The sequence below is a fragment of the Burkholderia lata genome, assembly GCF_902499335.1.
Taxonomy (GTDB): Bacteria; Pseudomonadota; Gammaproteobacteria; order Burkholderiales; family Burkholderiaceae; genus Burkholderia; species Burkholderia lata_B.
In genome coordinates this window covers 351,779-365,106 of sequence record NZ_CABVQK010000009.1, presented here as the reverse complement: position 1 = coordinate 365,106, position 13,328 = coordinate 351,779, and the positions used below count along the sequence as shown (strand labels likewise).

General features: G+C 67.5%; 12 protein-coding genes. 5 read left to right on the top strand and 7 right to left on the bottom strand.

What is annotated here, in order from left to right; translation table 11 throughout:
* Nucleotides 1–113: 113 nt before the first annotated feature.
* From BCO18175_RS23875 to BCO18175_RS23865, 3 genes are all read right to left on the bottom strand, one after another.
* Complete coding sequence (locus BCO18175_RS23875) at nucleotides 114–1,235, bottom strand: porin (RefSeq protein ID WP_174984645.1); 1,122 nt, start codon at nucleotides 1,233–1,235, stop codon at nucleotides 114–116.
* 40 nt (nucleotides 1,236–1,275) lie between these two features.
* Nucleotides 1,276–2,625 (bottom strand): MFS transporter, encoded by a 1,350-nt coding sequence (locus BCO18175_RS23870; protein ID WP_174984642.1) that lies wholly within the window; start codon nucleotides 2,623–2,625, stop codon nucleotides 1,276–1,278.
* Between the two features lie 228 nt (nucleotides 2,626–2,853).
* A complete protein-coding gene (locus BCO18175_RS23865; protein ID WP_174984639.1) occupies nucleotides 2,854–3,834 on the bottom strand; it encodes an amidohydrolase family protein in 981 nt (326 codons plus the stop codon).
* A gap of 142 nt (nucleotides 3,835–3,976) precedes the next feature.
* Between BCO18175_RS23865 and BCO18175_RS23860 the strand changes: the two genes are divergently transcribed.
* Nucleotides 3,977–4,924: a LysR family transcriptional regulator gene (locus BCO18175_RS23860; protein WP_174916335.1), complete on the top strand. Its 948-nt coding sequence runs from the start codon at nucleotides 3,977–3,979 to the stop codon at nucleotides 4,922–4,924.
* Nucleotides 4,925–5,102: 178 nt separating this feature from the next.
* Here the strand turns inward: BCO18175_RS23860 and BCO18175_RS23855 are convergent, their stop codons facing one another.
* Nucleotides 5,103–6,218, bottom strand: a complete 1,116-nt coding sequence (locus tag BCO18175_RS23855) for a succinylglutamate desuccinylase/aspartoacylase family protein (RefSeq protein ID WP_174984636.1) — start codon at nucleotides 6,216–6,218, stop codon at nucleotides 5,103–5,105.
* A 61-nt stretch (nucleotides 6,219–6,279) separates the two neighbouring features.
* Nucleotides 6,280–7,053: a transporter substrate-binding domain-containing protein gene (locus BCO18175_RS23850; RefSeq protein WP_174984632.1), complete on the bottom strand. Its 774-nt coding sequence runs from the start codon at nucleotides 7,051–7,053 to the stop codon at nucleotides 6,280–6,282.
* Between the two features lie 136 nt (nucleotides 7,054–7,189).
* Between BCO18175_RS23850 and BCO18175_RS23845 the strand changes: the two genes are divergently transcribed.
* On the top strand, nucleotides 7,190–8,110 hold the full coding sequence (locus tag BCO18175_RS23845) for a LysR family transcriptional regulator (RefSeq protein WP_174984629.1): 921 nt from the start codon (nucleotides 7,190–7,192) through the stop codon (nucleotides 8,108–8,110).
* A 46-nt stretch (nucleotides 8,111–8,156) separates the two neighbouring features.
* Here BCO18175_RS23845 and BCO18175_RS23840 read toward each other — a convergent pair whose 3' ends face one another.
* Both BCO18175_RS23840 and BCO18175_RS23835 read right to left on the bottom strand, forming a co-directional pair.
* Nucleotides 8,157–9,488, bottom strand: coding sequence for an MFS transporter (locus tag BCO18175_RS23840; RefSeq protein WP_174984625.1), 1,332 nt, complete (start codon nucleotides 9,486–9,488; stop codon nucleotides 8,157–8,159).
* Nucleotides 9,489–9,546: 58 nt separating this feature from the next.
* A complete protein-coding gene (locus BCO18175_RS23835) occupies nucleotides 9,547–10,737 on the bottom strand; it encodes a M20 aminoacylase family protein (protein WP_174984622.1) in 1,191 nt (396 codons plus the stop codon).
* Nucleotides 10,738–10,956: 219 nt separating this feature from the next.
* Here BCO18175_RS23835 and acuR point away from each other — a divergent pair, with 219 nt between their 5' ends.
* From acuR to BCO18175_RS23820, 3 genes are all read left to right on the top strand, one after another.
* On the top strand, nucleotides 10,957–11,595 hold the full coding sequence (gene acuR / locus BCO18175_RS23830; protein WP_174984619.1) for an acrylate utilization transcriptional regulator AcuR: 639 nt from the start codon (nucleotides 10,957–10,959) through the stop codon (nucleotides 11,593–11,595).
* A 45-nt stretch (nucleotides 11,596–11,640) separates the two neighbouring features.
* A complete protein-coding gene (gene acuI, locus BCO18175_RS23825) occupies nucleotides 11,641–12,624 on the top strand; it encodes an acrylyl-CoA reductase (NADPH) (RefSeq protein ID WP_174984616.1) in 984 nt (327 codons plus the stop codon).
* A gap of 85 nt (nucleotides 12,625–12,709) precedes the next feature.
* The gene (locus tag BCO18175_RS23820; RefSeq protein WP_174971202.1) at nucleotides 12,710–13,288 is read left to right on the top strand and encodes a peroxidase-related enzyme; all 579 of its coding nucleotides are present in this window, start codon (nucleotides 12,710–12,712) and stop codon (nucleotides 13,286–13,288) included.
* The last annotated feature ends 40 nt before the right edge of the window (nucleotides 13,289–13,328 follow it).

Sequence of the window (13,328 nt, the reverse complement as noted above, 5' to 3'; positions counted from 1 at the left end):
GTGCCGCGTTCCGTATGTTCAGCAGGTGGCACAGACAGTTTCGAAACTGGTGACAACACACGGTTGAGCAAGCGTCGGATACCCGCCCTCGATCGCGGCTAGCAACCGTCCGCTCAAAACAAGTGATGAATCCCCGCCACGATCGCGAGCTGCCGCTGCGTGCCCGACGCGCCGATCGCGAAGATCGCGGCGCGCGCCGCCGCACTCCCCGTCGCCTGCTGCACGACCGCATGCAGATAGACCTGCGTGCGCTTCGACAACGCATACACGTCCCCGAGCGAAGCCGACAGATAGCGGCGGCCAATGAACGACGTCGTCGACATCCCGCCCGCCACCGAATTGGCCGGCGTCGCCTGCCACATGGCGCCCCCATCGAACGTGCGATACGAATCCGTCTGCGCGCCGGCCTTCAGCCTCACGTACGTGTACAGCGCGTGCAGCCGCACGTTGCCCCAGTCGTAGCGCGCACCGATGCCCGCGTTCTCGACCTTGTCCGCCACATACGACAGCGCCGGACGCCCCTGGAACGTCGACAGGCCGAGGCCCGCGGTCGTATCGCCGAGCATCGGGCCGAGCGCGCGGTCGTGCTCGTTGACGTAAGCCGCGGCGAGCCCGAACGATCCGTTCACGTAATCGATGCCCGCCCCCGCGATGCGCCCGCTCGAAAAATTGCCGGGCACGCCGCCGAGCCCGAGCAGCAGCCCGACCCTCATCCCGTACAGCGCGGGTGACCGGTATTTCACGACATTGCTCTCCTGCGCCGACGTCGTCTCGACCAACCCGTCGAGGTTGCCCGGGTGAGCCGCAAGCAGGTTCGACGACTGAAAGCCGTTGCCCATCGGCGCGAGCCAGTCGTAGTTGAACGCGGTCTGCTGGCCGAGCGTGATCGTGCCGGCCCGCTCCGACGACAGCCCGACGTACGCCTGCCGGTTGAACAGCGTGCCGCTGCGCATCAGCGCGCCCGTGTTGGTCGCGAAGCCGTTCTCGAGCCGGAACACGGCACGCCAGCCCGCACCCAGTTCCTCGTTGCCGAGGAAGCCGATGCGGTCGGGCTGCATCACGCCTTGCAGCATCGCGGCCTGCGGGCTGCCCGCGCGATTGTTCACATACGCAACGCCGGCATCCAGGCTGCCGTACAGCGTCACGCTGCTCTGTGCATGGGCGGCGCTGGCGGCCGCTGCATTCAATACCGCGAAAGTCATGGCCGCGCGGCGGCGGCTTGCCGACGTCTGCATCGTGGTCTCCTCGTTGTATGGGGAATGTGATTGCTCGCGCTTATTCGACGGCTTTCGCATAGCCGCCCGCACGGGCGTAACGCAGCCCCATCGCGCCGATCGCGACAGCGGCGCAGACGATCGGTGCGATCAGCAGCATGAAGACACCCGACAACCCCATTGCGCTCGCCATCACCAGCGCGCCGACGAACGAGCCCGCGATCGCGCCGAGCCGGCCGACGCCGAGCGCCCAGCTCACGCCCGTCACGCGGCTGCCGGTCGGATAGAAATCGGCCGCGAGCGCATTGGCACCGGTTTGCGAGCCGGCAACGCCGAAGCCGATCCCGAAGATGCCGACGCACAGCGACGGCAGGTCGTCGTAGCGCCACGCGACGAGGAACACGCACAGCGCGCCGGCGAGATACGCGGCCACCAGCACCGCGTATGCGTTGAAGCGGTCCATCGCGCGCCCGAGCAGGATCGCGCCGACGGTGCCGCCCAGCTGGAACATCGCGGTGACGATCGCCGCCTGTGCGAGATCGAAGCCCACTTCGCGAAACAGGCTGGGCAGCCAGTTGGTGACGAGATAGACGATCAGCAGGTTCATCCAGAACGCACACCACAGCGCAAGCGTGCCGAACCGAAGCGGCCTCGCGAACAGTTGCGACACGGGCGAGCGTGCCGCGACACCAGCCGGCTCGTCCGCGACGAAGCGCTGCACGCCGTCCGGCGCATCAGGCGACATGCGGCGCAGCACGGCCGCGACCTGCGCGGCCGGTGCGCGCCGATGAATCAGGAAGCGGATCGATTCGGGCAGCGCGGCGATCATCACGAGCCCGAGCGCGATCGGCAGCACCCCGCCGATGACGAACATCGCATGCCAGCCGTAACGCGGAATCACGTGCGCGGCGATGAACCCTGCCGCCGCGGAGCCGAACGTAAAGCCGCAAAACATCGTCGTGACGACCAGCGCACGACGCGCGCGCGGGCTGTACTCGGACGTCATCGCGATCGCGTTCGGCATCGCCGCGCCGAGGCCGACACCGGTCAGGAAGCGCAACGCCGTCAGCGAATGAATCTCCGGCGCGACCGCGCACAGCGTGCTGAACAGGCCGAACGACAGGACCGACCCGATCAGCAGGCGCTTGCGGCCGAGCCGGTCGCCGAGCGGCCCGGCGAAGAACGCGCCAACCGCGAGGCCGACCAGCCCGGACGCCAGCAGCAGCGTGATGCCTGCCGTGCCGGCATGCCAGTCGCTACGCAGCGCGGGCACGACGAAGCCGATCAGCGCGGTGTCGAGCCCGTCGAGCGCGACCACGGCGAAACACTGCAAGGCAATCGCCAGCTGGAAACGTGAGAACGGCAGCGCGTCGATCCAGCGCTGCACGTCGAATGCGGGGGTGGGTTGCAAGAGGGTGTCTCCTTCGTTTTATCCTGGCCGGACGGCCCGCGCCGCGCCCGTGCATCGTGCATCGCGCGCGGCGGACGATGCGGCACGCCCGTCTGCTGCGGCCGTTGCCGATCATCCATTTCAACTTCAATCAATCATTCGGACTGCGAACTCCAGTCGATATCACCGAACACAGGCGCCGCCACACGCCGCCGGATTGTTCCGACGAATCGGCGGCGCCCGCCCGGTTCAGTCGAGCCGGAACAAGCGCTTCGCGTTGTCCCGCCCGATCTTCTCCCGGTCGTTGTCGCCGATCTCGGCAGCGTCGAACCATGCGCTCGCCTCTTCCATCGATTCGAACGGATAGTCGGCCGAGAACAGCACGCGGTCGCTGCCGATCTCGTCGATCGCGTTGCGCATCGCGATCGTGCGGAAATTGCCGCTCGTCGTGACGTAGAAATGCGCGCGGAACGTATCGATGAAGGATCGCTTCGCCTTCACGCCCATCGGGTTCTTGCCGTTCGGGGACGCCCAGTGCGACGTGCGCCAGATGTTGTGCAGCGCGAGTTCGCCGAGATGGCCGAGGATCACGGTCAGGTTCGGGTGCGCGTCGAACAGGCCGCTGCCGATCAGGCGCAGCGCATGCACGCCCGTTTCACGTGAGAACTCCCACGCCGGCCCCATCAGCCACGGATGGCCTTCGATCGCCAGTTGCTGGCTCGGCAGCGGATTGCGCGGGTGCAGGTAGAACGGCACGTCGAGCCGCGCGACCTCGGCCCAGAACGGCCGGTATTGCGGCAGGTCGTAGTAGGTCGCGTTGCCGGCGTGGCCGATCTGCGAGAAGCCGTTGACGAGCGCGCCCTTGAAGCCAAGCTCGGTCACGGTACGCGCCAGCTCGCGCGCGGCGGCGTCCGGATCCTGCAGCGGCAGCGCCGCGAACGCGCCGAAGCGGTCCGGCCGGCGCGCGACCTGTTCGGCCAGCAGGTCGTTCGCGCGCCGCGCGACGTCGATCGCGCGGCCCGTGTCGGTGATCGCCTGGACAGCCGGCGCGTTCAGCGACAGGATCGCGTAGCCGATCCCGCACGCATCCATGCGCTCGATGCGCTCCTCCTGCACGTCGAGCAGCTGACGGCGTCGCGCCGGCCAGATGTCGGCGGTAAAGTAATGTTCGGAATCGCCGATCGTGTCCGGCGTGGCAAAGTGCTCCTCGAGTGCGATCTTGTCCCGCATGCTGTCTCCTGTGATATCCGGGCCGCCGCGCCACCGTGGCGCGGCGAATCGGAACCAGCATAGGAGGGCCGCGGCGCCCTGTTAAATTGCGGCGTTGAATACCGTCATTCACGGCATCTATGCCCGCCTACCGACCGACGCGATGGAACACGACCCCGACCTGCGCAACATCGACCTGAACCTGCTGCTCGTGTTCGACGTGCTGTACCGCACGCGCAGCACGACGCGCGCGGCCGACGCGCTGCACCTCACGCAGCCGTCGGTCAGCAACGCGCTGAAGCGGCTGCGTACACTGTTCGACGACGCGCTGTTCGTGAAGACGGCCGACGGCATGCAGCCCACCCCGCGCGCGGACGCGATCGCGGCGCTCGTCGACGACGGGCTCGCGTCGCTGCGCACCGCGCTGCAGGCCGGCCGCGCCTTCGATCCCGCCACGTCGACCCGCACCTTCCGCCTGTACACGAGCGATCTCGGGCAGGCGATCTTCATGCCGCCGCTCGTCGCACATCTGCGCCGGGTCGCGCCCGGCATCCGGATCGTCACGGCCGATCCGCCGCTCGATGCCGCCCAGCAGATGATGAAGCTCGGACAGATCGACCTCGCGCTCGGCATGTTCACCGGGCTGCACGCCGATTTCCATCAGCAGCGGCTGTTCCACGAAACCTACGTGGCGCTCGTGCGCAACGACCACCCGACGATCGGCGCGACGCTCACCGCCGAGCAGTTCTTCGCGGCCGACCATGTGAGCTACACGCCCACGGCCGGCAGCCATGCGCACTTCGAAGCGGCGCTTTATGCGCTGTCGCCTCATGCCGGCAGCACACGCCATGTCGTGCTGCAGCTTGCGCATTCGTTCGGTCTGGAGCGCATCGTGTCGTCGAGCGACCTCGTCGCGTGCATTCCGAGCCGCCTCGCCCGTGTGCTGTCGCGACTGCAGGACGTACGCGCCGTGCCGCTGCCGTTCGACACCGCGCCGGCCGACATCGCGCAGTTCTGGCATGAACGCTACCAGCGCGACGAAGGACATCAGTGGCTGCGCACGCTCGTCTACGACCTGTTTCACGACCTTCGCCTCAGTGCGTTGCCGTAGGCACGCCGGGAAAAAAGACGGGCAGCCCTGGGCTGCCCGTATCAACTCCACTCGGTTGCAACGTTCCTCTCACTGAACACGGAGCGAACTCCGCGCCGCACAATCTAGTAATGCGCGGCACCGTGGTCAATTTGACGGGAACGAAACTGCGCCGTGAGCCTGTAGGACAGCGCACCGCTCATGCGCCGAGCAACATCCCCTTGCGCACCGGCACCGTGCCCGTCACGCGGCCGAGCGGGGCACCGGCCGTGACGAACCGGATCGCACGGCGCATGTAGAACACGCCATCGGTGCCGCTCGAGATCGTCGTGATCGCATCCGTCAGCGGATCGACGATATCGAACAGCGGATCGCCGGCGCGGATCGTCGCGCCGATCGCCGCACGGTGCACGAGTATTCCGCTCACTGGCGCATAGAACTGCTCGCTGCCCGCGAGCGGCGTGGCCGGTGCAGCGAGCGGCGGTAGCGGCTTGTGTTCGCCGTGTACCGCACCGCGCCACACGAGATAGTCGACGAGCGCATCGGCATCGCGTTCCGCATATTCGTACGTCACGTCGCGCTGGCCGCGGCACTCGACCGTCACGGCCACGGTGCCGGCCGCCATCGGCGTACCCACCGGCAAGTGCTGCCGCAACTGCGTCCACAACAGGTGATGCGCATCGTCGAACGCGTGCCCGCCCGAATCCTCGGCGAGCAGCGACACCTCCGAGCCGAGATAACGCGCGAGCGGCTCGACTTCCGGCCATGCGGTGTCGCTCGTGTACACGTGCATCACCGCTTCGAGCGAACAATGCAGGTCGATCACGATCTCGGCGTCGAGCGACAGCTTCAGCAGCGCCAGCTGCAGCGCATCGAACTCGGTGCGCGGCGCGATCTCGTCGAGCGCCGCGCCGACGCATTCGCGCACGATCGCGCGATTGCGTTCGCCGTCGTCGCCGAGCCGGTCACGCGCACGCGCGGCGATTTCCGCGAGCGGCAGGAAGCCGCGATTGAAGTTGCGGCCGCTCGCGAGATCGAAACGCCCGATGAATTGCCCGAGCAGATGATGATTGAGGCCGACCGGGTTCGCGACCGGCACGAGCACGATCTCGGCCGCCAGCCGGCCGTCGGCATCGAGCTGCGCGAGCCGCTGCTTCAGCACGAACGCCGCGAGCATCGCGGGCGTCTCGTCCGCGTGCAGCGCGGCCTGCAGGTAGATCTTGCGGCCGGTGTCGGCCGGCCCGAAATGAAAGCTCGTCAGCGTGCGCTGCGTGCCGATCGACGGCGACAGGAGCGGCGTGGTGCGAATCTGCATCGATGGTCTCGAACTAGTGAAAACGGGGAAGCGGGTAAACGGCGGCGTGGCGCTGCGGCGCTCAGTCGCCGTACGGGTTGAAGTCGAAATACTTCTTTGCAATCCGGTCGTACGTGCCGTCCTTCAGCATCGACGCGATCGCGCCGTCGATCGACACCTTGAGCGCCGTATCCGACTGCCGCATGCCGATGCCCACGCCGCGATCGCCCATGTCGAGCGGCGCGCCGACGAACGCGAAGCCCTTGCCCTTCGGCGTGCGCAGGAAGCCGTAGTCGGCTTCCACGGTGCCGAGCAGCGCCGCGTCGAGGCGGCCGTTGACGAGATCGGCGAACACGTCGTCCTGGCTCTTGTACGGCACCACGCCGATACCGGCCGGCGCCCAGTGCGCGAGCGCCCACGATTCGAACTGCGTGCCCGACTGCACGCCGACGCGCTTGCCGGCCAGCGACGCGGTCGTGCTGTCGACACCGCTTGCGGGCCGCGCGACGAGCCGCGACTTGAAGCGGAACAGCTTCGACGAGAACAGGATCTGCTTCTCGCGCTTCTCGGTGATCGCCATCGACGACAGGATCGCGTCGATCTTGCGCGCCTGCAGCGCCGGAATCATCCCGGAGAATTCGAGCTCGACCCACTGGCAGCGCAACTGCGCGCGGCGGCAGATCTCGTTGCCGAGATCGACGTCGAAGCCCTTCAGGCTGCCGTCGGGCGCCTTCGAATCCATCGGCGGATAGGTCGGATCGATGCCGAGGCGCACGGGGCGCGCATCGAGCGCATGTGCGGCGCCGGCCGCGAACGCAAGGCACAAGGAAACGAGCGGAAGGAGAGTACGTTTCATGGTCGACGAAGGGCGGGACGATGGGCAAACGGCACGAGCCGGACTGCCTGCGATCGTAGTGCGCACGCGCCGCCGCCGGAATCGCCCGCTGCCTTATCATGATCACTTTTCCCGATCACCGGCTTCGCGCTTGCCCATGGCGTTCACGCTCTCCCAGCTCCGCATCTTCCAGGCCGTCGTGGAGCACGGCAGCCTGCGCGCCGCCGCGCGCGCGCTCGATCTCGCGCAAAGCGGCGTCACACAGCAACTGCAGAGCCTCGAGGCGACGCTCGGCGCGACGCTGTTCACGCGCACCAATCGCGGGATCGTGCCGACGGCCGTCGGCCAGCGGCTACTTGCGCGCTCCGGTTCGATCCTCGGCGAATGCGAGCAGGTCGAGCGGGAGATCCGGCAACTGAGCGGCGCGTACGAAGGCACCGTCACGCTCGGCCTCGTGGCCGAACCGCTGATCGATGCGTTCGCGCCGGTGCTGAGCGCGTTCCGCGCGCGCTTCGACAAGGTCGACGTGCATCTGCGCACCGGCACGTCGCGGATGATGATCGGCTGGCTGAGGGAAAACGCGGTCGATTTCGCGATCGCGCTGGTCTCGAAGCAGACCGACACGATCGATCTCGCGGTCACGCCGCTGCGTGCATCCGCGCCGGTGGTCGTGTGCCGCAACGGGCATCCGGCGATGCACGCGCGATCGCTCGCCGAACTGGCCGACTACGCGTGGGTGTCGACGCGCTCGCCGAACCTGAGCGCGGACCCCGTCGTCAACCGGCTGCTCGCGTACTTCGACGTGCACGGGCTGCCGCCGCCGAAGATCCTCGCCACCGTCGAAGGAATGTTCGAGACGCTGCAGCTCGTCACGCAGACCGATTGCCTGTCGCTCGAAACCGAAGCCGTGACGCGGCACAGGCCGTTTGCCGGCGCGCTCGCGAAGGTGCCCGTGCGCGAACAGGCCGAATCGCAGGACATCTGCCTGCTGCAGCGCGCGGCCGTGCCGCTGACGCCGGCCGCGCAGGAACTCGCGACGATGCTCGCGTCGTACCTGAGGGTGGTGCGCGGGCGATAAGCGCGTATTGCCGCTTGCCGCCCGACGTGCCGCGCCGCGCTTTGTGTCAGTCGATCGAATCCCGCGCCGTCTCGCGCAGCATCGCCACCGCGATCAGCGACAGCACCACGCACGCGGCCACGTAACCGGCCGGCGCGAGCTTGCTGCCGGTCGTCTTCACGAGCCAGGTCGCGATCAGCTGCGCGGTGCCGCCGAAGATCGTCACCGCGAGCGCATACGCGATCGAGATGCCGGTCGCGCGCACGTGGCGCGGCAGCGACTCGCACATCAGCGCCATTTCCGATGCCGAGCCGAGCGAATAGAACAGCAGCATCAGCGCGGTCAGCGGCAGGATCACCGACAGCGTCGGATGATGGTTCATCAGCCAGAACGCCGGGAACAGCAGCGCGACCAGCACGCCGCGGCCGACGAAGATCGGCAGGCGCCGGCTGCCGAGCCTGTCCGACAGCCAGCCGAACAGCGGGCACGTGACCAGCATCACGCAGCCCGACGCGACGCCGACGAACATCGACAGCTTCATCGGCAGGCCGAGCGTGTGGATCGCGTAGGTCGGCATGTAGAAGGTCAGGATGTAGGTCGACACGGTGCCGCCCATCACCGTGAGCATCAGCAGCAGCACCGTGCGCGTGTGCTTCGAGAACAGCTCGTGCAGCACGCCGCGTTCGATGCCGTGATGGCTGTCGCCGGGCGCATCGTCGGCGAGCCGGCGGCGCAGATACATGCCGACCGGCGCGATCAGCACGCCGACGAGGAACGGCAGCCGCCAGCCCCAGCTTTCGAGCGCGTCCTTCGTCATCGTGTTCGACAGCAGCGCCGCGAAGCCTGAGCCCATCAGCGCGGCGCCGCCCTGCGTCGCGAGCTGCCAGCTCGCGCGGAACGCGCGGCGCGACGTGCCGCCCTGTTCGAGCAGCGTCGACGTCGCCGCGCCGAATTCGCCACCCTGCGAGAAGCCCTGCATCAGCCGCGCGAACACGACCAGCAGCGGCGCGGCCACGCCCACCTGCGCGTACGTCGGCGCGATCGCGATCAGGCCGGTGCCGAGCGCCATCAGCATGATCGTCAGGTTCAGCGCGGCCTTGCGCCCCTTGCGGTCCGCGTAGACGCCGAGCACGACACTGCCGAGCGGCCGCGTGAAGAAGCCGGCGGCGAACGTCGCGACCGACAGCAGCAGCGACGTGGTCGGGTCGCTCGACGGGAAGAACAGCTTGCCGATCAGCACCGCGAAGAAACCGTACACGGTGAAATCGAAGAATTCCAGCCAGTTGCCGATCACGGCCGCGGCGATTGCGCCGCGCTGCGTGACGGCAGGGGCGCCCGTCACGCTGGTTTCGGCAGCCCCCGTCGACGCGGGGTGCAGCGCGAGATGGTCTTTCTGCATCGTTGTCGTCTCCTCTCAATGCGGCCGGAAGCGCCGGCCGCTCGCCCCGCCGCCGGCATCACCGCCCGAGGTAACGCTCCACGAGACGCGTCCAGTACGCCGCGCCGATCGGCAGGTTGCGATCGTTGAAGTCGTATTTCGGGTTGTGCACCATGCAGCCGTCCTCGCCTTCGCCGTTGCCGAGCCGCACGAACGAGCCCGGCCGCTGCTGCAGCATGAACGCGAAATCCTCGCTGCCCATCAGCAGGTCGGTCTGCTCGACCACGTGCGCGTCGCCGACGAGTTCACGCGCCACCTGCGCGGCGAAATCCGTTTCGGCATCCGTATTGACGACGACCGGATAGCCTTCGATGTACTCGACGTTCGCGGTCGCGCCGTAGCTCGCGGCCTGCGTTTCGGCCAGCTCGGTGATGCGGCGCTTGAGCAGCGCGCGCACGTCGGGGCTGAACGAGCGCACGCTGAGTTCGAGGCGCGCGCCGTTCGGGATCACGTTGTTCGCGGTGCCCGCGTGCATCGAGCCGACCGTGACGACCGCCGGCTGCGCGGGGTCGACGTTGCGCGCGACGATCGTCTGCAGCGCCATCACGATGCTCGCCGCGACGACCACCGGGTCAACCGTCAGGTGCGGCCGGGCCGCGTGGCCGCCGACGCCTTCGATCGTGATGATCGCCTTGTCGCCGGCCGACATGAACGGGCCGCGCCGCGTGAGGAACACGCCCGGTGCCGCGCCCGGATGGTTGTGCATGCCGAACACGGCATCGCACGGGAAGCGTTCGAACAAACCGTCGTCGATCATCTTCTTCGCGCCGCTGTCGACGCCATGCTCTTCCGCCGGCTGGAAATACAGGTGCACGGTGCCGGAGAAGTTGCGTGTCTTCGCGAGGTGCTGCGCGGCGCCGAGCAGCATCGTCGTGTGGCCGTCGTGGCCGCAGGCGTGCATCTTCCCGTGCGTGCCGCTCGCATAGGGCAGCCCCGTCGCCTCGATGATCGGCAGCGCGTCCATGTCGGCGCGAATGCCGATGCTGCGCGTGCCGTCGCCCACGCGCAGCGTGCCGACCACGCCCGTCTTGCCGACCCCGCGCGTCACCTGCCAGCCCCACTGTTCGAGCCTCTCGGCGACGAGCGCGGCCGTGTCGTGCTCTTCGTACGCGAGTTCGGGATGGTGATGGATGTGGTGACGGATCTCGCGCAACCCGCCGGCGGCGGGCATCAGATCCTCGACTTCGGTGAATCGGGTATCGGTGGTCATCAAGGGGCTCCAGCTGTTTGTCTGCGCACGCAACAGGTGCGTGCGGGAAAGCGAGCCACTATAGCGAGCCGATATCGGTTCAATAAGATGCGGAATTTTTCACCGCGATAAGGTTTTTTAATCAGGGTTAATACGGACACCGCTCGCCGGGTCGACCTCACCGAACACGCTCGCTACGCGACCCGTTTATTTTTGAGACGAACGGTCTATTATTCGCACATGGACGTTCGAACTGATCCGCCTCGCCGTCGCGGCAGGCCACCGAAGCAGCACGAGGACCTCGTCGCCACGCGGGACATGCTGTTGCGCACCGGGCTGGAAGTGCTCACTGAAAAGGGCTTCTCGGCCACCGGGCTCGACGAGATCCTCGGGCGCGCCGGCGTGCCCAAGGGCTCCTTCTATCACTACTTCGACAACAAGGAAGCGTTCGGCCTCGAACTGATCGACCGCTATGCCGACTTCTTCGCGCGCAAGCTGGACCGTCATTTCAGCGACCCGGCGCGCTCGCCGCTGCAGCGCGTGCGCACGTTCGTCGACGATGCCCGGGACGGCATGGCCCGCTACGCCTACAGCCGAGGCTGCCTGATCGGCAATCTCGGGCAGGAAATGGGCGCGCTGCCCGAAAGTTTCCGCGCCCGCCTGCGCACCACGTTCGAGGACTGGCAACGCCGCCTCGCCGAATGCCTGGCCGCCGCGCAGCAAGCCGGCGAACTGGCCCGTTCGGCCGATCCCGCCGAGTTGGCTGCATTCTTCTGGATCGGCTGGGAAGGCGCCGTGCTGCGCGCGAAGCTCGAGCGCAGCGACAAGCCGCTGACCCTGTTCGCGCAGTTTTTCTTCAATGGACTACCGCGCCGCTGAATTTTTTTGCCATTAACTAGACGATCGGTCTAGAAAGGAGGACACATGTTTCAAGGCATCGTGATCGACCGGCATGAAACCGGCCAGCAGGCCCTGCTCCAGACGCTGGACGACGCGCAGTTGCCCGCCGGCAACGTGACGGTACGCGTGGGCTATTCGACGCTGAACTACAAGGACGGGCTGGCGATCACCGGCAAGAGCCCCGTGGTCCGCAAGTTCCCGATGGTGCCCGGCATCGATCTGGTCGGCGAAGTCGAAGCGAGCACGCACCCGGACTATCGCCCCGGCGACCAGGTCGTGCTCAACGGCTGGGGCGTCGGTGAAACGCACTGGGGCGGCCTCGCGCAGAAAGCCCGCGTCGACGGCGACTGGCTGGTGCCGCTGCCGTCTGCCTTTTCTCCGCAACAGGCGATGGCCATCGGCACGGCGGGCTACACCGCAATGCTGTGCGTGATGGCACTGGAACGGCATGGCGTGCGCCCTGACGACGGCGAAATCGTGGTGACCGGCGCGGCAGGCGGGGTGGGCAGCGTCGCCACCGCCCTTCTCGCCAAGCTGGGATACCGCGTCGTTGCGGTGACCGGCCGCCCCGCCGATGCCGACTACCTGCGGCAGCTCGGCGCGGCGGAAATCCTGGAGCGCTCGCAATTCAGCGAGCCCGGCAGGCCGCTCGGCAAGGAACGATGGGCCGGCGCGGTCGACGTGGCGGGCAGCCACGTGCTCGCCAACGTGTGTGCGACCACGCGGTACCGCGGTGTCGTGACGGCCTGCGGCCTGGCCGCCGGCATGGATTTTCCCGCGACCGTCGCGCCGTTCATCCTGCGCGGCGTTACGCTCGTCGGGATCGACAGCGTCATGTGCCCGCGCGCCGACCGCCTGGAAGCGTGGCGCCGGCTCGCGTCCGACCTCGACGTCGAGAAGCTGGGCGCGATCAGCCATCAGGTCGGCCTGGGCGACGTCATCCCGCTTGCCGGGGAGTTGATCAACGGCAAGGTTCGCGGCCGCATCGTCGTCGACGTCAACGCGTGACGCCGCTGACGACCACCGGCGATTCTTTGTTAGGCCGGCGGCTCGCGCATCGAGAGCACCCGCGCCACTTTATCCAGGAGACCTCATGACCGCCGCAAACACCGCCCCCATCAGCCGCTTTCCCGTGCCCGCGCTCGAAGACTTGCCCGAGGACATTCGCGAACGCATCGCGACCGTCCAGGAAAAGTCGGGCTTCATCCCGAACGTATTCCTGACGCTTGCGCATCGCCCCGACGAGTTTCGCGCGTTCATGGCGTACCACGACGCGCTGATGGACAAGCCGGGCAACCTGAGCAAGGCCGAACGCGAGATGATCGTCGTGGCCACCAGCAGCGTGAACCAGTGCCAGTACTGCGTGATCGCGCACGGTGCGATCCTGCGCATTCGCGCGAAGGATCCGCTGATCGCCGACCAGGTCGCCACCAACTACCGCAAGGCCGACATCACCGCCCGGCAGAAGGCGATGCTCGACTTCGCGATGAAGGTGTCGCAAGCCGCGCATCTGGTGGGCGAAGCGGATTTCGACGCGCTCAAGTCGCATGGTTTCGTCGAAGAAGACGTGTGGGACATCATGGCGATCTCCGCTTTCTTCGGGATGTCCAACCGCATCGCGAACGTGACGAACATGCGACCGAATGCGGAGTTCTACGCGCTGGGGCGCTGAGCGCACACGCCGTTCGGCCGCGCGGGCGTGACGGAGCAGC